The 22,139-nt window shown below is 70.2% G+C and carries 21 protein-coding genes and 1 riboswitch; of the genes, 14 read left to right on the forward strand and 7 right to left on the reverse strand.

From position 1 onward, the window contains the following. The first annotated feature begins 88 nt into the window (after positions 1-88). A complete protein-coding gene (locus tag ACIRF9_RS41270) occupies positions 89-751 on the forward strand; it encodes an NADPH-dependent F420 reductase (RefSeq protein WP_403833455.1) in 663 nt (220 codons plus the stop codon). A gap of 17 nt (positions 752-768) precedes the next feature. Here ACIRF9_RS41270 and ACIRF9_RS41275 read toward each other — a convergent pair whose 3' ends face one another. The 5 genes from ACIRF9_RS41275 to gcvT form a co-directional block, all read right to left on the reverse strand. Beyond that, positions 769-1,311: an MOSC domain-containing protein gene (locus ACIRF9_RS41275; protein WP_403833456.1), complete on the reverse strand. Its 543-nt coding sequence runs from the start codon at positions 1,309-1,311 to the stop codon at positions 769-771. A gap of 29 nt (positions 1,312-1,340) precedes the next feature. Beyond that, a complete protein-coding gene (locus ACIRF9_RS41280; RefSeq protein ID WP_403833458.1) occupies positions 1,341-2,708 on the reverse strand; it encodes an L-serine ammonia-lyase in 1,368 nt (455 codons plus the stop codon). A gap of 119 nt (positions 2,709-2,827) precedes the next feature. Then, on the reverse strand, positions 2,828-4,093 hold the full coding sequence (gene glyA / locus ACIRF9_RS41285; RefSeq protein WP_403833460.1) for a serine hydroxymethyltransferase: 1,266 nt from the start codon (positions 4,091-4,093) through the stop codon (positions 2,828-2,830). A 14-nt stretch (positions 4,094-4,107) separates the two neighbouring features. Beyond that, a complete protein-coding gene (gcvH, locus tag ACIRF9_RS41290) occupies positions 4,108-4,485 on the reverse strand; it encodes a glycine cleavage system protein GcvH (RefSeq protein WP_403833461.1) in 378 nt (125 codons plus the stop codon). Between the two features lie 97 nt (positions 4,486-4,582). Next, on the reverse strand, positions 4,583-5,701 hold the full coding sequence (gene gcvT / locus ACIRF9_RS41295) for a glycine cleavage system aminomethyltransferase GcvT (protein ID WP_403833463.1): 1,119 nt from the start codon (positions 5,699-5,701) through the stop codon (positions 4,583-4,585). 161 nt (positions 5,702-5,862) lie between these two features. Then, positions 5,863-5,962, reverse strand: a riboswitch (glycine riboswitch). Positions 5,963-6,142: 180 nt separating this feature from the next. On the opposite strand from gcvT, the gene ACIRF9_RS41300 reads away from it, so the two are divergent. From ACIRF9_RS41300 to ACIRF9_RS41345, 10 genes are all read left to right on the forward strand, one after another. Beyond that, on the forward strand, positions 6,143-6,844 hold the full coding sequence (locus ACIRF9_RS41300; protein ID WP_403833465.1) for an AAA family ATPase: 702 nt from the start codon (positions 6,143-6,145) through the stop codon (positions 6,842-6,844). Between the two features lie 98 nt (positions 6,845-6,942). Next, positions 6,943-7,743, forward strand: a complete 801-nt coding sequence (locus tag ACIRF9_RS41305; protein ID WP_403833466.1) for an enhanced serine sensitivity protein SseB — start codon at positions 6,943-6,945, stop codon at positions 7,741-7,743. Between the two features lie 296 nt (positions 7,744-8,039). Next, positions 8,040-8,837 carry an enhanced serine sensitivity protein SseB C-terminal domain-containing protein gene (locus ACIRF9_RS41310; protein WP_403833469.1) on the forward strand — a complete coding sequence of 266 codons (798 nt, stop codon included), beginning with the start codon at positions 8,040-8,042 and terminating at the stop codon, positions 8,835-8,837. Between the two features lie 318 nt (positions 8,838-9,155). Further along, positions 9,156-10,163: an ABC transporter permease gene (locus ACIRF9_RS41315; protein WP_403833471.1), complete on the forward strand. Its 1,008-nt coding sequence runs from the start codon at positions 9,156-9,158 to the stop codon at positions 10,161-10,163. Between the two features lie 130 nt (positions 10,164-10,293). Next, positions 10,294-12,099, forward strand: coding sequence for an ABC transporter substrate-binding protein (locus ACIRF9_RS41320; RefSeq protein WP_403833473.1), 1,806 nt, complete (start codon positions 10,294-10,296; stop codon positions 12,097-12,099). 110 nt (positions 12,100-12,209) lie between these two features. Further along, the gene (locus tag ACIRF9_RS41325; protein ID WP_403833474.1) at positions 12,210-13,208 is read left to right on the forward strand and encodes an ABC transporter permease; all 999 of its coding nucleotides are present in this window, start codon (positions 12,210-12,212) and stop codon (positions 13,206-13,208) included. Then, on the forward strand, positions 13,205-14,302 hold the full coding sequence (locus tag ACIRF9_RS41330; protein WP_403833476.1) for an ABC transporter ATP-binding protein: 1,098 nt from the start codon (positions 13,205-13,207) through the stop codon (positions 14,300-14,302). Before ACIRF9_RS41325 ends, ACIRF9_RS41330 begins: the two co-directional genes overlap by 4 nt. Further along, a complete protein-coding gene (locus ACIRF9_RS41335) occupies positions 14,299-15,564 on the forward strand; it encodes an ABC transporter ATP-binding protein (protein ID WP_403833478.1) in 1,266 nt (421 codons plus the stop codon). Before ACIRF9_RS41330 ends, ACIRF9_RS41335 begins: the two co-directional genes overlap by 4 nt. A 95-nt stretch (positions 15,565-15,659) precedes the next feature. After that, positions 15,660-17,051: a M1 family metallopeptidase gene (locus tag ACIRF9_RS41340; RefSeq protein WP_403833480.1), complete on the forward strand. Its 1,392-nt coding sequence runs from the start codon at positions 15,660-15,662 to the stop codon at positions 17,049-17,051. Positions 17,052-17,108: 57 nt separating this feature from the next. Beyond that, positions 17,109-17,765: a trimeric intracellular cation channel family protein gene (locus tag ACIRF9_RS41345; protein ID WP_403833482.1), complete on the forward strand. Its 657-nt coding sequence runs from the start codon at positions 17,109-17,111 to the stop codon at positions 17,763-17,765. On the opposite strand, the gene ACIRF9_RS41350 is transcribed toward ACIRF9_RS41345, so the two are convergent. Further along, positions 17,674-18,897 carry an alpha/beta hydrolase gene (locus ACIRF9_RS41350; protein ID WP_403833485.1) on the reverse strand — a complete coding sequence of 408 codons (1,224 nt, stop codon included), beginning with the start codon at positions 18,895-18,897 and terminating at the stop codon, positions 17,674-17,676. The genes ACIRF9_RS41345 and ACIRF9_RS41350 overlap by 92 nt on opposite strands. A gap of 125 nt (positions 18,898-19,022) precedes the next feature. Here ACIRF9_RS41350 and ACIRF9_RS41355 point away from each other — a divergent pair, with 125 nt between their 5' ends. Continuing rightward, positions 19,023-19,883, forward strand: a complete 861-nt coding sequence (locus ACIRF9_RS41355; protein ID WP_403833488.1) for a thioesterase family protein — start codon at positions 19,023-19,025, stop codon at positions 19,881-19,883. A gap of 27 nt (positions 19,884-19,910) precedes the next feature. Here the strand turns inward: ACIRF9_RS41355 and ACIRF9_RS41360 are convergent, their stop codons facing one another. Next, the gene (locus ACIRF9_RS41360) at positions 19,911-20,504 is read right to left on the reverse strand and encodes a TIGR03086 family metal-binding protein (RefSeq protein WP_403833490.1); all 594 of its coding nucleotides are present in this window, start codon (positions 20,502-20,504) and stop codon (positions 19,911-19,913) included. Between the two features lie 59 nt (positions 20,505-20,563). Between ACIRF9_RS41360 and ACIRF9_RS41365 the strand changes: the two genes are divergently transcribed. Next, positions 20,564-21,610, forward strand: coding sequence for a helix-turn-helix transcriptional regulator (locus ACIRF9_RS41365; protein WP_403833493.1), 1,047 nt, complete (start codon positions 20,564-20,566; stop codon positions 21,608-21,610). A 116-nt stretch (positions 21,611-21,726) separates the two neighbouring features. Next, the gene (locus ACIRF9_RS41370; RefSeq protein WP_403833496.1) at positions 21,727-22,089 is read left to right on the forward strand and encodes a hypothetical protein; all 363 of its coding nucleotides are present in this window, start codon (positions 21,727-21,729) and stop codon (positions 22,087-22,089) included. The last annotated feature ends 50 nt before the right edge of the window (positions 22,090-22,139 follow it).

Here is a 22,139-nt window from a genome sequence, read left to right on the forward strand (position 1 = left end):
GTCAGGGAATAGCCCGCGGCCGGCCCGGGTTGTCGCCAGTCGGACGTATGCGCATGCATTTACTTCGACGGAAGGCGCAGGACCTGCCATGAAGATCGGCATCATCGGCGCGGGCAACATCGGCGGCAACCTCACCCGGCGGCTCACCGCCCTCGGCCACGACGTCTCCGTCGCGAACTCGCGGGGACCGCGGACGCTCACGGAGCTGGCCGAGGAGACGGGAGCGACGCCCGTCGCCGTCGAGGAGGCGGCGCGCGGGGCGGAGGTCGTGGTGATCACGATCCCGGTCAAGGCGGTGCCGAACCTGCCCTCCGGCGTCCTCGACGGAGCGGCCGAGGGCGTGGCGGTGATCGACACCAACAACTACTACCCCCAGCAGCGCGACGGCCGTGTCGACGAGATCGAGGACGAGGGCATCACCGAGAGCCGCTGGACGGAGCGCCGCGTGGGCCACCCCGTGATCAAGGCGTTCAACGGCACCTACGCCCAGGACATCCTGGACCGCCCGCTCCCCGCCGGTGACCCCGGCCGGATGGCCCTGCCGGTGGCCGGCGACGACGAGGCCGCCAAGGCGAGGGTCCGCGCCCTCATCGACGAGCTCGGCTTCGACACCGTCGACGCCGGCGGCATCGACGACTCCTGGCGCCAGCAGCCCGACACCCCCGTCTACGGTCTGCGGGCCGGCGTGGCCGAGGTGACGAAGGCACTGGCGGAGGCGAGCCCGGAGCGCCCGGCGGCATTCAAGGGGTAACCGGGTAACCGGAGCAACTACACGATCTCCAGGGGCCGGTGCGGCCCGTCCGGCAGCTCGACCGTGACCGGATCCCCGGGCCGCACCACACCCCCGTGCAGTACGACGCTCATGATCCCGGACTTGAAGGCGGGCCGCCCGTCCGCACCCCGCCCGACGACCTCCTTGAGCAGCCCCTTCCGGAAGCCGTCGATCTGCGCACACGGATTCCGCAGCCCCGTCACCTCGACCACCGCCTCGGCCCCCAGCCGCAGTCGCGCCCCGACCGGCAGCCCGAGCAGATCCAGCCCCCGGGTCGTCACGTTCTCCCCGAGCTCCCCGGCCCCCACCTCGAACCCGGCCGCCCGCACCTCCTCGAACAGCTCCTCGTGCATGAGGTGCACCTGCCGCAGATTCGGCTGCGACGGATCCCGCTCCATCCGGAACCGGTGCTTCACCGTCACCCCGGCATGCACGTCCCCCTCCACCCCCAGCCCCGCGATCAGCGTGATGCTGTCGCGGTTGGGCTTGGTGAAGGAGTACGTGCCGTTGCTGCTGACGGCACTGATCGACCCACGCATACGGAAACCCCCGTCTCGGTTCCTGCGGTTCAGCACTCGATGATGTTCACCGCGAGCCCTCCGCGGGCCGTCTCCTTGTACTTCACGCTCATGTCCGCCCCGGTGTCCTTCATCGTCTTGATGACCTTGTCCAGGGAGACCTTGTGGGAACCGTCGCCGCGCATGGCCATGCGGGCGGCGGTGACGGCCTTGACCGCGGCCATGCCGTTGCGTTCGATGCAGGGGATCTGGACCAGGCCGCCCACCGGATCGCAGGTGAGGCCGAGGTTGTGTTCCATGCCGATCTCGGCCGCGTTCTCGACCTGCTCGGGGGAGCCGCCCAGGACCTCCGCGAGGGCGCCCGCCGCCATCGAGCAGGCGGAGCCGACCTCGCCCTGGCAGCCGACCTCGGCGCCGGAGATGGAGGCGTTCTCCTTGAAGAGCATGCCGATCGCGCCGGCGGCCAGCAGGAAGCGGACCACGCCCTCCTCGTCGGCGCCGGGGACGAAGTTGACGTAGTAGTGGAGGACCGCCGGGATGATGCCGGCCGCGCCGTTCGTGGGGGCGGTGACCACGCGGCCGCCGGCCGCGTTCTCCTCGTTCACGGCCATCGCGTACAGGGTGATCCACTCCATCGAGTGGGCCAGCGGGTCGCCCTCCGCCCGCAGCTGGCGGGCGGTGACCGCGGCGCGGCGGCGCACGCGCAGACCGCCCGGCAGGATGCCCTCGCGGGACATGCCCCGGGAGACACACGCCTGCATGACCCGCCAGATGTCCAGCAGACCCTCGTGGATCTCCTCCTCCGTGCGCCAGGCCCGCTCGTTCTCCAGCATCAGGGAGGAGATCGACAGGCCGGTCTCCTTGGTCAGGCGCAGCAGCTCGTCGCCGGTGCGGAAGGGGTACTTCAGCACCGTGTCGTCCAGCTTGATCCGGTCCGCGCCCACCGCGTCCTCGTCCACGACGAAACCGCCGCCGACCGAGTAGTACGTCTTCGAGACCAGCTCCGTGCCGGAGGCGTCGTACGCCCACAGCGTCATGCCGTTCGCGTGGTACGGGAGCGCCTTGCGCCGGTGCAGGACGAGATCGTCGTCGAAGGAGAAGGGGATCTCGTGCTTGCCGAGCAGCCGCAGCCGGCCCGACTCCTTGATCTGATCCACCCGCTCGTCCGCCGTCTCCACGTCCACCGTGCGCGGCGAGGCGCCCTCCAGGCCGAGCAGGACCGCCTTCGGCGTGCCGTGACCGTGGCCGGTGGCGCCGAGCGAGCCGTACAGCTCGCAGCGGACCTTCGTGGCGGCGGTCAGCAGACCGTCGCTGCGCAGTCGCCGCGCGAACATGCGTGCCGCGCGCATCGGGCCGACCGTGTGGGAGCTGGACGGGCCGATGCCGATCGAGAACAGGTCGAAGACCGAGATGGCCACGGGGGACTCCTAGGGTTTCGGCGGACGACGGTGTCCGTCGGGTGGTGCAGATGGTTTCTCGGCGGGTGCCCCGCTCACCCGTACGGGTAAGAGTGTGCGGGGCGGCCGCCGAAAAGGAACTACTTGTTCAGAACGGGGTACAGCGGGTGCTTGTCGGCCAGGGCCTTGACCCGGGCCTTCAGGCCCTCCGCGTCGTAGGACGGCTTCAGGGCCTGCGCGATCACGTCCGCGACCTCCGCGAAGTCCTCGGCCGTGAAGCCGCGGGTCGCGAGGGCCGGCGTGCCGATCCGGAGACCGGACGTCACCATCGGGGGACGCGGGTCGTTCGGTACGGCGTTGCGGTTGACCGTGATGCCGACCTCGTGGAGCCGGTCCTCGGCCTGCTGCCCGTCCAGCTCCGAGGCGCGCAGGTCCACCAGGATCAGATGGACGTCCGTGCCGCCGGACAGGACGTTCACGCCGGCCTCGCGGGCATCCGCGGCCGTCAGACGCTCGGCGAGAATCCGGGCGCCGTCCACGGTACGGCGCTGGCGCTCCTTGAAGTCCTCCGAGGCCGCGACCTTGAAGGAGACCGCCTTCGCCGCGATCACGTGCTCCAGGGGACCGCCCTGGAAGCCCGGGAAGACGGACGAGTTCAGCTTCTTCGCGAAGTCCTTCTTCGCCAGGATGATGCCGCCGCGCGGCCCGCCCAGCGTCTTGTGGGTGGTGGAGGTGACGACGTCCGCGTACTCCACCGGGTTCGGGTGGAGACCGGCCGCGACCAGGCCCGCGAAGTGGGCCATGTCGACCCACAGGTACGCCCCGGCCTCGTCGGCGATCCGGCGGAACTCGGCGAAGTCCAGCTGCCGCGGGTACGCCGACCAGCCCGCGATGATCACCTTCGGGCGGTGCTCCTGGGCGAGCTTCTCGACCTCGGCCATGTCGACCAGGCCGGTCTCGGCGTCCACGTGGTAGGCGACCACGTCGAACTGCTTGCCGGAGAAGTTCAGCCGCATCCCGTGGGTGAGGTGGCCGCCGTGGGCGAGGTCCAGGCCCAGGATGGTGTCGCCGGGCTGGGCCAGCGCGAACAGGGCGGCCTGGTTGGCGGAGGCACCCGAGTGCGGCTGGACGTTGGCGTACTCGGCGCCGAACAGCTCCTTGAGCCGGTCGATCGCGATCTGCTCGGCGACGTCGACGTGCTCGCAGCCGCCGTAGTAGCGGCGGCCCGGGTAGCCCTCGGCGTACTTGTTGGTCAGGACCGAGCCCTGCGCCTCCATGACCGCGAGCGGAGCGAAGTTCTCCGAGGCGATCATCTCGAGCGTGGACTGCTGGCGGTTCAGCTCGGCGTCGACCGCGGCGGCGATCTCCGGGTCGAGCTCGTGCAGGGGCGTGTTCAGGACGGACATGCGTCTACGACTCCTCAGCCGGCGGAAAAGGCGGTGTACTCGTCGGCGGAGAGCAGGTCGGCCGGCTCCTCCGCCACGCGTACCTTGAACAGCCAGCCGCCCTCGAAGGGGGCGGAGTTGACCAGCGACGGGTCGTTGACGACGTCCTCGTTGACCTCGGTGACCTCACCGGTCACCGGGGAGTACAGGTCGCTGACCGACTTGGTCGACTCCAGCTCGCCGCAGGTCTCGCCCGCGGCCACCGTGGCACCGACCTCCGGGAGCTGGACGAAGACGACATCGCCGAGCGCGTTGGCCGCGTGCTCCGTGATGCCGACCGTCGCGACGCCGTCCTCGGCGCCGGACAGCCACTCGTGCTCCTTGCTGTAGCGCAGCTGCTGGGGGTTGCTCATGGCCTGAATTCTCCTGTACGCGGGGGAGTGCTGATGAATGGGGGACTGCTGAAGGCGTGCCTGAGCAGCGACTACGTGCTCAGCATCACCGGAGGGGCTACTTCTGACGCTTGTAGAAGGGCAGCGCCACGACCTCGTACGGCTCGTGGGTGCCCCGGATGTCCACACCGACGCCGGACGTGCCCGGCGTCGCGTGCGCCGCGTCGACGTAGGCCATCGCGATCGGCCTGCCCAGCGTGGGGGAGGGCGCACCCGAGGTGACCTCACCGATGACCGCGCCACCGGCGACGACGGCGTACCCGGCGCGCGGCACCCGGCGGCCCTCGGCGACCAGGCCGACCAGGACGCGCGGGGGCTTCTCCTGCGCGAGGGCGGCGGCCTCCGCCAGCGCCTCGCGGCCCACGAAGTCGCCGTCCTTCCCGAACTTCACGACCCGGCCGAGCCCGGCGTCGAAGGGCGTCAGCGACGTGCTCAGCTCGTGCCCGTACAGCGGCATGCCCGCCTCCAGGCGCAGGGTGTCCCGGCAGGACAGACCGCAGGGGACGAGCCCGGCGCCCGCTCCGGCCTCGGTCAGCGCCTGCCACAGCCCGACCGCGTGCTCCGGCTTCACGAACAGCTCGAAGCCGTCCTCACCGGTGTACCCGGTGCGCGCGATCAGCGCGGGGACCCCGGCGACGGTCCCGGGCAGGCCCGCGTAGTACTTCAGGCCGTCGAGGTCGGCGTCGGTGAGGGCCTTCAGGATCCCCGGCGACTGCGGCCCCTGCACGGCGATCAGGGCGTACGCGTCCCGGTCGTCCCGCACCTCGGCGTCGAACCCGGAGGAACGCTCCACCAGCGCGTCCAGCACCACCTGGGCGTTGGAGGCGTTGGCGACCACCAGGTACTCCGTCTCCTGGAGCCGGTAGACGATCAGGTCGTCCAGGATGCCGCCGTCGGCCTGACAGATCATGGTGTAGCGGGCGCGGCCGACACCGACGGAGGCGATGTCGCCGACCAGGGCGAAGTTCAGCAGGGCGGCCGCCTGCGGGCCGGTGACGGTGATCTCGCCCATGTGCGAGAGGTCGAACAGGCCGGCCTTCGTGCGCACGGCGTTGTGCTCGTCGCGCTCGGAGCCGTAGCGCAGGGGCATGTCCCAGCCGGCGAAGTCGGTCATCGTCGCGCCGAGCGAGCGATGCAGGGCATCGAGCGCGGTACGACGGATAGCGGTACTGCTCATCGGACAGTCGTCTCCCAATGCGGACGGGCGAGGTCGTTCCTCCCCATCTGTCATCGGAACCTGAGAGGTTCGCCATGACCTCCCGCGTCTCGAAGAACGCAGGTCACGGCTTGCACCTTGGGTGGGACCACCGGCGACGGCGGTCCGCTTTTCAGATGTGCCTCGCCCGCGCGGTAACGGGGCCTGAGAGATTCAAGGGAGGGACTTGCTCCTTCGGCGCCCCGGCGAAACTGCTGCTGGGGACTCTCCCGCGCGGATTCAAGCGGCCGGTATGCAGTTGGCGCGGACATCATCGCACGCCTTCACCCGATCGTGGCAGGCCGCATCTGTAACCGGCTTGTGTCGGTACGCGCACGAAAACACTAGACACCGCGCATTACCTTCTCTTTACGCTCGATGGGGATGAGGGACTTACCCGAACCTCTGGGGAGGACGATCACGGTGGACAGGACCACGGCGAGGACCACGGCATTCGCGACCACCTCGGCGCTCGCGTTGCCCGCGCTGCCCGCACAGCCGACCGGCCGGGCCCGCCGGGCGTGCGACCCGCACACCGTGCCCGTCGTCCGTGACCTGCGGGAGCGGACCGGCCACAGCCCGCACGGCCTGCTGTTCGGCCCCCGTGACCTGGTCGTGGTCACCGGCCTGCCCGGCAGCGGCAAGTCCACGCTCATGGCGCGCGCCGTCCGGGGCATCCGGATCGACTCCCAGGACGTCCGCGACCGCTGGGACGCCCGCGCCCCCCGCTTCCTGCCCTACGCCGTCTACCGCCCCCTGGTCCGCCTCGCCCACTACGCCGGACTGCGCCGCGCCCTGCGCACCGGCGAGGGCGTCGTCGTGCACGACTGCGGTACGCAGGCCTGGGTGCGCGACTGGCTGGCCCGCGAGGCCCGCCGCCGCGGCGGCACCCTGCACCTGCTGCTGCTCGACGTCACCCCGGACACCGCGATCGAGGGCCAGCGCGAGCGCGGCCGGGGTGTCTCGCGGTACGCGTTCCTGCGCCACCGCAGGGCCGCCGCCCACCTCATCCGCGCGGTGGAGAAGGGCCGGCTGCCCGCGGGAGTCGGCTCGGCGGTCCTGCTCGACCGCGACGCGGCGGACTCCCTGAGCCGCATCGGGTTCACGGGCCGGGACAGGACCTGACACCCACGGGGCGGACGGGGGCTTCGACGACTGAGGAAAGTCCCCCGGTACCCGCTAGCCTTCAGCCACAGCAGCGGTTCCCAGCAGGCGGTAGGCAGATGGACTTCCCCCCGGCGGACTTCCCGGTCTCCCCGGACTTCCCGGCACAAGCGCACCCCCATCCCCACGGCGGATGGCCCGGCAACGAGTTGGAGGAGGTGCTCTCCGCCTCCCTCGGCATGCCCGGCGCCGGCGGCCGGATCGTCGAGGTGCTCGGCCGCAGCTTCGTCTGGGTGCCCCTGCCGAGCGGCGGCGGCCCGCACAGCGGCCCGCTCGACCTGCCCACGCTGGAGCTGGAGGGCCAGGTCTACGTGCCCGTGTTCAGCTCCGAGGAACAGTTCCGTCAGGTCGTCGGCTCCCACATGTCGTACACGATCGCCCCGGCGGTGGAGTTCGCCCGCGGGCTGCCCCCGCAGGTCGGCATCCTCGTCAACCCGGACGGCGTGGTCGGCGTCCCGCTTCCCCCGCCGGCCGTGGCCGAGCTGTGCCGCGCCGGCCGCACCGTGCTGGACGGTCCCGCCACCGGCGGCCGCGTCCGCCTCTTCGAGCCCGACTGGCAGGACGACCCGGTGGACTTCCTCGCCGCCGCCTCCGCCGAGTTCGAGGCGACGGGCGTGGTCCTCACCGCCCGCCGCTGCCTCGCCGCCATCGAAACGGCCGACCCGGTCATGTTCGTCGGCGTCGAGCTCTCCCACCTCGACGGCGACCTCCGCGAACTCCCCCTGGACGCCCTGGGCCGAGCCATGGGCAACGTCCCGGTCAAGTGGCCGGTCAACCTGATCCTGCTGGACGTGGCACAGGATCCGGTGGGGGAGTGGATGAGGGAACGGATACGGCCGTTCTATACGAGGGTTCACTAGTGCCCCGGCAGGCAACGTTTGCCCCGTCGCGACGCCCGGCACGCTCCCCCACTCTCGGCTTCGCTCGAGCGGGAGGTACCCCCACCGCCGCACCGGCCGAAAGCCCAAGTACATCCAGTACGAGGGCTTCCGGCCGGCACGACGAGAGCACGCACCGGACGCCGCTCCTTGACGGGCAAACGTTGCCTGCCGCGGCACTAGCGCAAGAACCCCCGAGCTCGTGGGCGGCCACTGTCGGCGGCGCCACTTAAGCTGTTCTCATACGCGGGGCAACACAGAAGAAGGGGCGGTAACCGGTGAGCGCCAGCGGCATCGCGGCCGGACAGGTCGAGCACATGCTGCGCCAGGTCACGCCCGGGCGCTACGACGCCTACGAGGCCCTCCTGCGCGCGCTCGCGACCCCCGCCTCCGGCCAGGTCTGGATGCTCCTGTGGCAAGGCCAGGCCGGCTCCCCGGACGCCCAGTACGGGAACATGGAAGTGGACGGCCACGGCTACGCCCCCTGCGTGACCTCCGCCCAGGAGCTGAGCGCCAGCGGCTGGAACCGCTCGTACGAGGTGGTCGACGGAGTCGACGTGGCCCGCACGCTCTATCCCGACCACTACGGCCTCTGGCTGAACCCGCACGCCCCCGGCGGCGGTGTCGGCATCCCCTGGCTCGATCTGCGCCGCATCGCGACCGGCCTGGAGCGCCAGCCCGCCGGACCCCTCCGCCTCTCCGAACCGGGCATCGAGATCCCCCAGTTCTACGCCCTGCTCGCGCAGAACGCCCACCGCACCCCGGTGGTCCGCGCGTTGCGCCGCGCCTGGGTGCAGCCGTCCCTCGGCGCGCCCTACCTCTCCATCGGGCTCGACGTGTACGACACCTCGCCGCCGGCCGTGGACGCCGTACGGGCGATGATGCAGCAGTCGATCGGCGCGGTGCCGGACGGGCTGCCGGTGTCGACGGTCGCCATGACCGACGAGCACGACCCGGTCGTGATGTGGATGCGGGCCAACGCCCGCGCGTTCTACGACCGTGAGGCCCATGTGCCCGCCGCCCCGGCCCAGGCTCCCGCGGGCGGTTACGGCTACCCGCCCACCGGCAGGTACTGATTCCGGACTCCCCTGGGTGACCGCGCCGGTCACCGACGGGAGTTCTCCGCGCGTAGATGGCGGCGATTGGTCCGGTTTCTGTCCGATCTGCCCCAACAAGTCGCCGTCCGACCCCCGTTACCCACCGTCCGGATAACGGAACCCATCTACCCGCATCACGTTTACGCATCCTTTCGCCGCCAACTCTGGCTACAGATCGCCAAAGCGTTGAAGACTCCCGGTCCAGGGGACTTCGTCCCTGTGTACGACGGACTGAACACGCCGCTACAAGCGGCAAGTGCGCGCCGGTCACCGCCGGTTGAGAGGGGTCCCTGCCAGATGACGGCACCATTGCACGAGCCGACCGCGGAAGCGGCCCCGAGCGCGGCTGAAGAAGCGGCGGTTGCCACCGCCGGCGCCAAGGCCGTCCAGGGTCGTTCCCTGGGGCGGATCGCCTGGGAGCGGCTCAAGCGGGACAAGCTCGCCCTGACCGGCGGCATCGTGGTGCTCGTCCTCGTCGTGGTCGCGCTGCTCGCCCCGGTCATCACGAGTCTTCTCGGCCAGGACCCGAACGAGTATCACGAGAACCTCATCGACCCGCTGTTCGGCACCCCGACCGGATCCCTGGGCGGCATCAGCGGCGACCACCTGCTGGGCGTCGAGCCGGTCAACGGCCGCGACATCTTCGCCCGCATCCTCTACGGGGCTCGTATCTCCCTGCTGGTCGGCTTCCTGTCCGCGGTCGTCGCCGTCATCCTCGGCACGATCCTCGGCATCCTCGCCGGCTTCTTCGGCGGCTGGATCGACTCCCTGATCAGCCGTGTCATGGACGGCCTGCTCGCCTTCCCCCAGCTGCTGTTCATCATCGCGCTGGTCTCCGTCATGCCGAGCGACCTGCTGGGGCTGACCGGTTCCAGCGTGCGGGTGTTCGTGATGATCCTGGTCATCGGCTTCTTCGGCTGGCCCTACATCGGACGTGTGGTGCGCGGCCAGACGCTCTCCCTGCGTGAGCGCGAGTACGTCGAGGCGGCCCGGTCCCTGGGCGCCGGTCGGCTGTACATCCTGTTCAAGGAGCTGCTGCCCAACCTCGTCGCCCCCATCGTCGTCTACACGACGATGATGATCCCCACCAACATCCTCACCGAGGCGGCCCTGAGCTTCCTGGGTGTCGGCGTCAAGCCGCCCACGGCCTCCTGGGGACAGATGCTCTCGAGCGCGATCGACTACTACGAGTCCGACCCCATGTACATGGTGGTCCCGGGCGTGGCGATCTTCATCACCGTGCTGGCCTTCAATCTCTTCGGCGACGGCGTCCGGGACGCGCTGGACCCGAAGGCCTCCCGCTGAACCGCCAGAACCGCCCGAAACCACCAGAACCGCCGCAGTGCAGCTCGCAGCACAGCCCGCACGACTGCGCACCCAAACGTCCCGTGGCACCGACACGGGGTCTCTCATCAAATCCGGAGGATCCGAGATCGTGACTACCCAACGCACCTCAGGGCGGCGGAAGCAGGCGTTTGCCGCTGCCGCCGCGGTCGCCGCGCTGCTGACCACGGCGGCGTGCGGCGGCGGTGACAGTGACAACGACAGCGGCAAGGGTTCGGCCACCGGCGCCGCCGGCTACGACGCCGCGAACGGCAAGGTCGCCCAGGCCTCGCTCGCCAAGAAGGGCGGCACGCTGAAGTTCGGCGGAGCCCAGGACGCCGACTTCTGGGACACCACGCGCGGTTACTACGGCTTCATGTGGAACTTCGCGCGGTACTACAGCCGCCAGCTCGTCACCAACAAGGCGGAGGCGGGCACGGCGGGCTCGGAGCTCACCCCGGACCTCGCCACCGGTCTCGCCAAGGTCACCGACGACGGCAAGACCTACACGTACACCCTGCGTGACGGCATCACGTGGGAGGACGGCAAGCCGATCACGTCCAAGGACGTGAAGTACGGCATCGAGCGCGTGTGGGCGCAGGACGTCCTGTCCGGCGGTCCGACGTACCTGAAGGACGTCCTCGACCCCAAGGGCGAGTACAAGGGCCCCTACAAGGACACGTCCAAGGACAAGCTCGGTCTGAAGGCGATCGACACGCCGGACGACAAGACCATCGTCTTCCACCTCCCGCAGGCCAACTCGGACTTCGAGGAGATCCTGTCCCTGGTCTCGGCCTCCCCGGTCCGCCAGGACCAGGACACCAAGGCCAAGTACACCCTGCACCCGTTCTCCTCGGGCCCGTACAAGTTCGAGTCCTACACCCCGGGCAAGGACCTCACCCTGGTCCGCAACACGGAGTGGAAGCAGGCCTCGGACCCGGTCCGCAAGGCCTACCCGGACAAGATCACCGTCAAGTTCTTCTCGGACGCCAACCAGCTCGACCAGCGTCTGATCAACGGTGACATCGACCTCGACATCAACCAGACGGGTATGTCGCCGCAGGGCCGCACCACCGCCCTGAAGGAGCACAAGGCCAACCTGGACAACCCGACCACGGGTTACGTCCGTTACGCGGTCTTCCCGCAGAGCGTCGCGCCGTTCGACAACATCGAGTGCCGCAAGGCCGTGATCTACGGCGCCGACCACGTGTCGCTGCAGACCGCGCGCGGTGGCCCGATCGCCGGTGGCGACATCGGCACCAACATGCTGCCGCCGTTCCTCCCGGGTGGCGAGGGCCAGAAGTACGACCCGTACAACATCGCCGGGTCCGGCAAGAACGGCGACGCGGCCAAGGCCAAGGAGGCCCTGAAGGCCTGCGGTCAGCCGAACGGCTTCAAGACCACCATCGCGGTCCGCAACAACAAGCCGGCCGAGGTGGCCACCGCCCAGTCGCTCCAGGCGTCGCTGAAGAAGATCGGCATCACCGCCGACATCGACCAGTACGACGGCTCGCAGACCTCCGGCATCATCGGTAGCCCCACCAACGTGAAGAAGAAGGGCTACGGCATCATCATCATGGGCTGGGGCGCCGACTTCCCGTCGGTCCAGGGCTTCGGTCTCCCGCTGTGGGACAGCAAGTACATCTCGGACAGCGGTAACAACAACTACGCGCTCATCAAGGACAAGACCATCGACGGTCTGTTCGACTCCTACGTCACCACCCTGGACGACGCCGGCAAGGCCAAGATCGCCACGGAGATCAACCACAAGGTGATGGAGGGCGCGTACTACCTGCCCTTCACCTTCGAGAAGACGATCAACTGGCGCTCGGACAACCTGGCGAACGTCTACACCAGCGCGGGCACGAACGGCACGTACGACTTCGTGAACCTCGCCCTGAAGAACCCGAAGAAGTAAACCCGGCACACCCGCCGAACGGCACGAAAGGCAGGTGAAGGCCGGCGCGGCGTGACCGCGGGCCACTGGAAGACCTCCGGTGGCCCGCGGTCCGCGGCGGGCCGAGAGCTGTGCTCGCTTACCTCATCAGGCGGTTGTTCGCCGCCGCAGTGATGCTCGTGGTCATCGTCATGGTGGTCTTCGGCATCTTCTTCCTGATCCCCAAGTGGGCGGGCGTCGACATCGCGCTGAGCTTCGTGGGCAAGCAGGCCGACCCTGCCGCCATCGCGGGCGTGCGGGAGAAGCTGGGTCTGAGCGACCCGATCTATGTCCAGGTCTGGGAGTTCTTCAAGGGCATCTTCGCCGGCCGCACCTACACGGGCGGCGGGGACACCATCCACTGCTCCGCCCCGTGCTTCGGCTACTCCTTCCGCAGCGAGCAGGCCGTCTGGCCGGTGCTCACCGACCGCTTCCCGGTCACCCTGGGTCTCGCGCTCGGTGCCGCCCTGCTGTGGCTGGTCTTCGGTGTCGCGGCGGGTGTGCTCTCCGCGCTCAAGCGGGGCAGCCTGTGGGACCGCGGCGCGATGGTCATCGCGCTCTCCGGCGTCTCCCTGCCGATCTACTTCACCGGCATGGTCGCCCTGTCGATCTTCGTCTACGGACTGGATCTGTTCGACGGCCAGTACGTGCCCCTGGAGGACAGCTTCAGCGGCTGGTTCGGCGGCATGATCCTGCCGTGGGTCACCCTCGCCTTCCTCTACGCGGCGATGTACGCCCGGATCACCCGCGCCACCATGCTGGAGATCCTGGGCGAGGACTACATCCGCACGGCCCGCGCCAAGGGCCTCAAGGAGCAGGTCGTCATCGGCAAGCACGCCATGCGCTCCACGATGACCCCCATCCTGACCATGCTCGGCATGGACCTCGGCGCCCTGATCGGCGGCGCGATCCTGACCGAGACGGCGTTCAACCTGCCCGGCCTCGGCCAGGCGGTCCTGGGCGCCATCAAGAACCAGGACCTGCCCATCATCCTGGGCGTCACCCTGATCACCTCCCTCGCGGTGCTCGTCGCCAACCTCGTGGTGGACATCCTTTACGCCGTGATCGACCCCCGAGTGAGGCTCGCATGACCGAACTCAGCAAGACCGGAGCTGCCGTGGGCGAGCCCACCCCCGCCTCCCCGGCGCCGACCGCCTTCCTCGAGGTGCGCGACCTCAAGGTCCACTTCCCCACCGACGACGGCCTGGTCAAGTCCGTCGACGGACTCAGCTTCCAGCTGGAGAAGGGCAAGACCCTCGGTATCGTCGGCGAGTCCGGCTCCGGCAAGTCGGTGACCTCGCTCGGCATCATGGGCCTGCACACCGCCGGCCAGTACGGCAAGCGCAAGGCGCAGATCTCCGGCGAGATCTGGCTGGACGGCACCGAGCTGCTGTCCGCCGACCCGGACCATGTGCGCAAGCTGCGCGGCCGTCAGATGGCGATGATCTTCCAGGACCCGCTGTCGGCGCTGCACCCGTACTACACGATCGGCCAGCAGATCGTGGAGGCGTACCGGATCCACCACGACGTCGACAAGAAGACCGCGAAGAGGCGTGCGGTCGAGATGCTCGACCGGGTGGGCATTCCCCAGCCGGACAAGCGCGTCGACAACTACCCGCACGAGTTCTCCGGCGGTATGCGCCAGCGCGCGATGATCGCGATGTCGCTGGTCAACAACCCCGAGCTGCTCATCGCGGACGAGCCGACGACCGCCCTGGACGTGACCGTCCAGGCGCAGATCCTCGACCTCATCCGCGACCTGCAGAAGGAGTTCGGCTCCGCGGTCATCGTCATCACCCACGACCTGGGCGTCGTCGCCGAACTCGCCGACGACCTCCTGGTGATGTACGGCGGCCGCTGCGTCGAGCGAGGCCCGGCCGAGAAGGTGTTCTACGAGCCCCGCCACCCCTACACCTGGGGTCTGCTCGGCTCGATGCCGCGGCTGGACCGTGAGCAGCAGGAGCGCCTGATCCCGGTCAAGGGCTCCCCGCCCTCCCTCATCAACGTCCCGTCCGGCTGCGCCTTCAACCCGCGCTGCCCGTACGCGGACCTCCCGAAGGACAACGTCACCCGCACCGTCCGCCCCGAGCTCGCCGAGGTCGGCAGCCGGCACTGGGCGGCCTGCCACCTGGGCAAGGAGCAGCGGGAGCGGATCTGGACCGAAGAGATTGCGCCGAAGCTGTGAGTGACGAGAAAGCGGTGACGATTCCCGCGCAGAGCGAGGGCCCGGACGGCCGCCGTGCCGACGCCGAGGTGCTCCTGAAGGTCACCGGGCTGAAGAAGCACTTCCCGATCAAGAAGGGCCTGCTCCAGCGGCAGGTCGGGGCGGTGCACGCGGTCGACGGCCTGGACTTCGAGGTCCGCTCCGGCGAGACGCTCGGCGTCGTGGGCGAGTCCGGCTGCGGCAAGTCGACGATGGGCCGGCTGATCACCCGGCTTCTCGAACCGACCGGCGGCAAGGTCGAGTTCGAGGGCAAGGACATCACGCACCTCGGCGTGGGCGGGATGCGTCCGCTGCGCCGCGATGTGCAGATGATCTTCCAGGACCCGTACTCCTCGCTGAACCCGCGTCACACCATCGGCACGATCATCGGCGCTCCCTTCAAGCTGCAGGGCGTCACGCCCGAGGGCGGCATCAAGAAGGAAGTGCAGCGGCTGCTGTCGGTCGTGGGTCTCAACCCCGAGCACTACAACCGCTACCCGCACGAGTTCTCCGGCGGTCAGCGCCAGCGCATCGGCATCGCCCGCGCGCTCGCGCTGAACCCGAAGCTGGTCGTGGCCGACGAGCCGGTCTCCGCGCTCGACGTGTCGATCCAGGCCCAGGTCGTGAACCTGCTGGACGACCTCCAGCAGGAACTCGGCCTGACGTACGTGATCATCGCGCACGACCTCTCGGTCGTCCGGCACGTCTCGGACCGGATCGCGGTGATGTACCTCGGCAAGATCGTCGAGCTGGCCGACCGCGACCTGCTCTACAAGTCGCCGATGCACCCGTACACCAAGGCGCTCATGTCGGCGGTGCCGATCCCGGACCCGAGGCGCAAGAACGCCAAGAGCGAGCGGATCCTGCTCAAGGGTGACGTGCCCTCGCCGATCTCGCCGCCGAGCGGCTGCCGCTTCCACACCCGGTGCTGGAAGGCGACGGAGATCTGCAGGACGACCGAGCCGCCGCTGCTGGAGCTGCGCCCCGGCCAGCAGGTCGCCTGTCACCACCCGGAGAACTTCGAGGACCAGGCCCCGCAGGACACCGTGCTGCTGACCGTCGCGAAGGAGGCGGCGGAGCTGGTGGCCGACGAGGTCCTCGCGGAGTCGGCGGAGACCTCGGCGGCGGTGGCGGCGGAGGTGGCCGCTTCCGAGGAGCCGGTTTCCGAGGAGCAGGCTTCCGAGGAGGCTCCCGAGCGCCCCGAGGTCAGCAAGAGCGAAAGCCAGGAGTCAACCGACAAGTAGCGCATGACGAGTTGGCAAAGTCATGCACATGTCTGAACGGGAGAGGGCAGAGTCGTCCGTGTCCGACTTATCGGCACGCTCGAAAGGGACGACCCTTGTTACTCTCCCGTTCGGCACGTTTCACAGCCGTCGCCACCGCGGCGGCTTCTTTCTTTGCCGTCGCGGCGTCCTCCGCCCCGGCGCCCGGAGGGGCCGGCATCGGCGACTCCTACTTCCCGCAGCTCGGCAACGGCGGCTTCGACGCCCGCCACTACGACCTCGCCCTCGCCTACGACCCCGCCACCGACCGGCTCGACGGCCGTACGACGATCACCGCCCGCGCCGGCCAGAACCTCTCGTCCTTCGATCTGGACCTGCAGAAACTGGAGGTCACCCGGGTCGAAGTGAACGGTAGACGCGCGGAGTTCACGCGCGACGGCGACGAGATCCGGATCACCCCGCGCGAAGCGCTCCGCAAGGGGAGGACCTTCGAGGTCTCCGTCACCTACGGCGGCGTCCCCGAACCCCTCGGCGGCCCCATCGTCTTCGGCTCGGACTACGGCTGGATGAAGACCGACGACGGCGTCTTCGTCGCCTGCGAGCCCAACGCCGCCTCCACCTGGTTCCCGTCCAGCGACCACCCCTCCGACAAGGCCACCTACGACATCCGGATCAAGGCGCCACAGGGCCTGACCGCCGTCTCCAACGGCCGGCTGGTCTCGACGTACGACAAGGGCGGCTCGACGTACACGCACTGGCGCGAGACGAAGCCGATGGCGACGTACCTCGCGACGGCCACGATCGGGAAGTTCGACGTGCGGACCGGGACCACCCCCGGCGGCACCCCGATCTATGTGGCGATCGACCCGGTGCTCGCCAACAGCAACAACGTCGACGTGTACGGCGTGACGGCCGCCGCCACCGACTACTGGTCGCAGGTCTTCGGTCCGTACCCGTTCGAGGAGACCGGCGCGATCGTCGACGACATGCCGCAGGCCGGGTTCTCGCTGGAGGTGCAGTCCAAGCCGGTGTACTCGGCCGTCCGCAGCGAGTCGACGATCGTGCACGAGCTGGCCCACCAGTGGTTCGGCGACTCGGTCTCGGTCGCGCACTGGAAGGACATCTGGCTGAACGAGGGCTTCGCGACCTACGCCCAGTGGCTGTGGGCCGAGCACCAGGGCACCCGCTCGGCGCACGACTCCTTCCTGGCCGGCTACAACGCCCGCCCCGCCGAGTCCGCCTTCTGGCAGATCACTGTCGGCGACCCGCAGCGCGACACCATGTTCGCCTCCGCGGTCTACCAGCGCGGCGCGATGACCCTCCAGGTCCTGCGCGAGCGGATCGGCGACACGGCCTTCTTCGAGCTGCTCCCGGCCTGGACGAAACTGCACCGCTACGGCAACGCTGACACCGACGACTTCGTCCGCCTCGCCGAGAGGGTCTCCGGGCAGCAGCTCGACGACCTCTTCCAGACCTGGCTCTTCACCACAGGGAAACCATCGCTGTAGGCGGCGCGTGGCCTGGCTTTGTAAGGTGCACATCGTCCGACGGGTGACAATGTAAGGGTGCTCCAGCAAATCTTCAGCCCCTCCGTCCAGCACACGCTCGACCTCGTCGGCATCTTCGTGTTCGCCATCTCCGGCGCGCTGCTGGCCGTCCGCAAGAACTTCGACGTGTTCGGCATCGCCGTGCTCGCCGAGGTCACCGCGCTGGGCGGAGGGCTGTTCCGGGACGTGATCATCGGCGCGGTGCCCCCGGCCGCCTTCACCGACCTGGGGTACTTCCTCACCCCGCTGCTCGCCGCCCTCCTGGTGATCTTCCTCCACCCCCAGGTGGAGCGGATCCAGGCGGCCGTGAACGTCTTCGACGCGGCGGGCCTCGGCCTGTTCTGCGTCACGGGCACGACCAAGGCCTACGACTACGGCCTCGGCCTGACCGCGTCGGCCGTCCTCGGTCTCGCGACCGCCGTCGGCGGCGGTGTGCTGCGGGACGTGCTGGCCAACGAGGTGCCGTCGCTGCTGCGCTGGGACCGCGACCTGTACGCGGTCCCGGCGATCGTCGGCGCCACGATGGTGGTGCTCTGCATCCGCTACGACGCCCTCACCCCGCTGGCCAGTGGGGTCGCGGCCGTCACCGCCTTCGTGCTGCGGCTGCTCGCGATGCGGTTCCACTGGCGAGCTCCTCGCGCGTGGAACCGGCGGTCGACGGTACGCGAGGAGTAGTCCGCCCGGCGGCTCCCCGGCCGGTGATCCGGTGCTGGTCCATCTGAATCGTCAGCCAGCGGAACGCCGGCACCACCTGCGGCCGCCACAGCGCCATGGTGTGGCCGCCCGCGCTCTTCGGGATGTACACCACGTGCACGGCCGTCGGTGCCTTCGCCTCCCGCTGGAGGGCCAGCGCGGCCTCGTAGCCGTCGTGGGGCTGGCCGGAGAGATAGAGCGCCACGGCGGGCGGGACGGCGGCCCGGGCGAGCATCAGGTAGGGGTTGGTGGCCCGGCGCAGGGTCGGGTCCTGGGCGGCCAGGGAGTCCCGCTCGCCGACCGGGTCGTTGTAGCCGGACAGGCTCACCGCCGCCCGGTAGCGGTCGGGGTGGGCGACGGCCAGCTTGACCGCGCAGTGCGCCCCGGCCGAGTACCCGGCGACCGCCCAGCCCCTGGGGGCGGGCTGGGCCCGGAAGTTGTCCATGACCATCTTCGGCACGTCGACGCTCAGCCAGGTGTCGGCGTTGACGGTGCCCGGCACGTTGGCGCAGCCGGTGTCCACGCCGGGCAGCAGGGTGGTGCGCGGTGCGACCAGGATGAACGGCGCGACCTTGCCCTCGCGCATCAGCGGGGCCAGCTGGGCGGGCGCGTGCAGCGATCCGAACCAGGACTTCGGGGAGCCGGGGTAGCCCGGCAGCAGCTCGACCACGGGGAACCTGTGGTGGGCGTACGCGGGCTCGCCGTACTGCGGGGGCAGCCAGACGTAGACCTCGGCGTCGACGCCGGAGACACGGCCCTGGAGCTGGGTGACACGGACCCCGCCGCCCGCCCGCGTGAAGTGCTGCCTCACGCGCGGCAGCCGGCTCAGCGCTATGCCGCCGGTGCCGTCGGCGCCCAGGTCGGCGGCCTGCTGCACGTGGTCGCTCGTACCGAGCAGGTCGGACCAGTTGTCGTACAGGTTGTTGGCGTTGTTGACCAGGACGAAGACCAACGCCACCGCCGTCCCCTGGGCGAACATCAGCATCAGCACCCGGGCCACACCCCGCAGGACCCTCGGCCCCCGGATCCGCGACCACAGGGCGAGCGGAAGCGCGACAGCGACGACGGACAGCGCGACGAGGGTGGAGAGGAACGTACTTCCGGTGAGGCTCATGTCCCCCTAGAGGGAGACCCGGCACACGGGGTTTACGGAGGAGTACGGACACTTACCGAGAAATTGCCCTGGTCTCACTCAAGACAAAGCTACCGCTTAGTAATCAACTGTTGTACCGTTCAGCCATGCCAGAAGCAGCTACCGCGGCGGCCGAGCGGGCCACCATCGGCGACAGCGAGTTCGACCGCGACACCGCGCTCACCCGGCGCGCTCCCGGCGTCTACGACATCGACCTCTCGGCCGGCTGGACGATCATCAACGCCGTCAACGGCGGCTATCTGCTCGCCGTCCTCGGCCGCGCCCTCGGGGACGCCCTGCCGCACCGGGACCCGTTCACGATCTCGGCCCACTACCTCACCGCCTCCCAGCCGGGCCCGGCGGTCGTCCGCACGGACGTGGTCCGCACCGGGCGCACCCTCTCGACCGGCCAGGCCTCCCTCCTCCAGTACGACGAGGAGGGCAACGAGATCGAGCGGATCCGCGTCCTCGCCTCCTACGGCGACCTGGACTCGCTCCCGGACGACGTCCGTACGACGGCGCGGCCGCCGGTGTTCCCGCCCCTCGACCAGTGCTTCGGCCCCGAGGACGGACCGGCACCGGTGGACGGCAGCTCCGCGATCACCGACCGCCTGATGCTCAAGCTCGACCCCTCCACCCTGGGCTGGGCGCTCGGGCAGCCCTCCGGCAAGGGCGAGATGCGGGCCTGGTTCGGCCTGAAGGACGGCCGCGACCCCGACCCGCTCTCGCTGCTCCTCGCCGTGGACGCCCTGCCGCCGACCGCGTTCGAGATCGGCCTGCGCGGCTGGGTCCCCACGGTCGAACTCACCGTCCACGTCCGCTGCCGCCCGGCACCGGGTCCCCTCCGCGTCTCCATCACCACCCGCAACCTCGCGGGCGGCTTCCTGGAGGAGGACGCGGAGGTCTGGGACAGCGCGGACCGCCTGGTGGCCCAGTCCCGTCAGCTGGCCCGGGCCAGGCTGACCTGACCCTCGCCGGCCCCTCGGCCGTGTCCGTCAGGCTCGGGCGAGCGGTGCGCGTCCCAGCCAGGCCGCCAGCCGCTCGTAGGCATCGGCTCCCTCGGCGGCGGTGCGGGCCGAGCCGAAGGGGGTGCGGGCGTCGCGCTGCGGGTCGGGCAGGTTGAGATGGCCGGCGGCGAGGGCGAACTCGGCCAGCTCCGGGTCGAGTTCGAGGGGGCGTCCGAGGGACTCGTTGAGGTCCCAGGTGTGGGTGACGATCTCCATGACGTAGCCGGAGAGCGCCGCCCGGCCGGGGACCTCGCCCCACGGCACGCGGACCGGCGTGGCCATGCGCTCGTCGCTCTCCCAGGCCTTCAGGACCCGGGTCCTGACCGCGTCGTAGGCCTCCGCCCAGCCGTCGTCCTCGACTCCGTCGACGAACGCCGGTTCGGCGAGCCCGTCGCCGCCCTCGCCGACGATCGCGATGCGCCGGGTGCCGCCGACGACGTGGCTCAGCAGCGTCCGCACGTCGAACTCGGTACAGGGGGTCGGACCGGCGAGCTGTGCGGGGCGCACGGTCCGGATGAGCGCGGCGGCCTGCTCGGTCGCACGGGTGTAGACGGGACGGGGATCGGTGGTGTTCATGTTCATGCGGCAGATGCTGGACCCATAACCTGACAGTTTCCGTCAACATTTGAGATCCTGGTGCGGTGAAGTCCGACCGCCTCCTGTCGATCCTGCTGCTCCTGCAGACCCGCGGCCGTGTGCCCGCGTCCGAACTCGCCGAGCGCCTCGAGGTGTCGGTGCGCACGATCTACCGGGACATCGAGGCCCTGTCCACCTCCGGTGTCCCCGTCTACGCCGAACGCGGCCGGCACGGCGGCATCGAACTGCTCCCCGGGTTCCGTACGGACGTCACCGGCCTGACCGCCGACGAGTCCCGGGCCCTGTTCATCCTGGCCGCCCAGGGCGCGCACGCCGCCCTCGGCCTGGACGCGGCCCTCGGTTCCGCGCTGCGCAAGGTGATGGCCGCGCTGCCCGCCCCGCACCGCCCCGCCGCCGAGGTGACCAGCCGCCGCATCCTGGTCGACGCCACCCGCTGGAAGGGCGGCCCCCAGCCGGCCGTCGACCTCGACGTCCTGCAGGACGCGGTCTTCGCCGACCGGCGGCTGCGGCTGCGCTACCGGCACAGCGGCCACGCCGAGCCCAGCACGTACACCGTCGACCCGTACGGGCTCGTCTCCAAGGCGGGCGTCTGGTATCTCGTCGCCGACCGGCGGGGAGCGCCCCGGCTGTTCCGCGCCGACCGGGTGCGCTCGGCGAAGGTGCTCGACGACCCCGTACGGCGGCGGCCGGGCGTCGAACTCGCCGGCGCCTGGGAGGTGCTGCGCCGCCGGGTCGAGGAGCGGCCCGACGGATTCGACGTCACCGTCCGGGTCCGGCGCGACCGGCTCGACATGTTCCTGCGCCTGAACGCCTCCTCGCTCGTCGAGCTCCCCGACGGCCGGGAGGGCGGCGAGGGGGCCGAGGGCAGGGAGGGTGCCGAGGGTGGCGGGGACGACTGGGTCACCGCCCGGCTGTCGTACCCGTCCGTCGTCGCGGTCCGCCAACTCCTCGCGTTCTCCGACCGGGTGGAGGTCCTCTCGCCGCCCGAAGCGCGTGAGGAACTGCGCGCGGCGGCCGCTTCTGTCACGGAGCTGTACCAGCGTACTGATGGGTCACATGGGGTGAACTCGCAGGTCAGCGCGGTTTCTTGAGGTGCGCTTTACTCCATTGACAGGCAGGGGACAGAGGGGGCTCAAGGAAGCCTCAGCCGCCGTTGGTTGAGTGCCCGCACCTCAGGACTCCCTCATCGTGCTTGGAGCTGTCTCTCATGAAGCGTGTGCGTCTCGTCCCGGCGGTGGCCCTGTTGGCGCTCTCGCCCCTCGCCCTGGTCGCCTGCGGCTCGGACGACTCCTCGTCCTCCAGCGGCAACTCCGGCCAGAACCAGAGCTGCCAGGCGCCGTCCGGCATGCCGACCGGTGCCGCCCCGAGCGGTGCCCCGTCGGGCGCCCCGTCCGGGGCGCCGTCCGGAGCCGCCTCCGGCCAGCCGACCGGCACCCCGACCGGTGTCCCCTCGGGCATGCCGAGCGGCGGCCCCGGCGGTGGTGGCCAGGGTGGTCCCGGCGGCGGCCAGGGCGGCGGCTGTGGCGGCCCCGGCGGCGGCCAGGGCCAGCAGGCCCAGCAGCAGGGCTGACGGCTCGTCGGCTCCGTACGACAGGGGCGGCGCACTCGGGAACGGGTGCG

Origin of the sequence: Streptomyces sp. NPDC096132, from assembly GCF_044763345.1 — a bacterium.
Lineage (GTDB): Bacteria > Actinomycetota > Actinomycetes > Streptomycetales > Streptomycetaceae > Streptomyces.

Bases quoted from the DNA above. Each gene is read 5' to 3' on its own strand.
- glyA (WP_403833460.1), bottom strand. From the start codon at position 4,093: ATGTCCGTCCTGAACACGCCCCTGCACGAGCTCGACCCGGAGATCGCC.
- ACIRF9_RS41355 (WP_403833488.1), top strand. From the start codon at position 19,023: ATGCCAGAAGCAGCTACCGCGGCGGCCGAGCGGGCCACCATCGGCGAC.
- gcvT (WP_403833463.1), bottom strand. From the start codon at position 5,701: ATGAGCAGTACCGCTATCCGTCGTACCGCGCTCGATGCCCTGCATCGC.
- ACIRF9_RS41270 (WP_403833455.1), top strand. From the start codon at position 89: ATGAAGATCGGCATCATCGGCGCGGGCAACATCGGCGGCAACCTCACC.
- ACIRF9_RS41315 (WP_403833471.1), top strand. From the start codon at position 9,156: ATGACGGCACCATTGCACGAGCCGACCGCGGAAGCGGCCCCGAGCGCG.
- ACIRF9_RS41275 (WP_403833456.1), bottom strand. From the start codon at position 1,311: ATGCGTGGGTCGATCAGTGCCGTCAGCAGCAACGGCACGTACTCCTTC.
- ACIRF9_RS41305 (WP_403833466.1), top strand. From the start codon at position 6,943: ATGGACTTCCCCCCGGCGGACTTCCCGGTCTCCCCGGACTTCCCGGCA.
- ACIRF9_RS41370 (WP_403833496.1), top strand. From the start codon at position 21,727: ATGAAGCGTGTGCGTCTCGTCCCGGCGGTGGCCCTGTTGGCGCTCTCG.
- ACIRF9_RS41360 (WP_403833490.1), bottom strand. From the start codon at position 20,504: ATGAACATGAACACCACCGATCCCCGTCCCGTCTACACCCGTGCGACC.
- gcvH (WP_403833461.1), bottom strand. From the start codon at position 4,485: ATGAGCAACCCCCAGCAGCTGCGCTACAGCAAGGAGCACGAGTGGCTG.
- ACIRF9_RS41350 (WP_403833485.1), bottom strand. From the start codon at position 18,897: ATGAGCCTCACCGGAAGTACGTTCCTCTCCACCCTCGTCGCGCTGTCC.
- ACIRF9_RS41330 (WP_403833476.1), top strand. From the start codon at position 13,205: ATGACCGAACTCAGCAAGACCGGAGCTGCCGTGGGCGAGCCCACCCCC.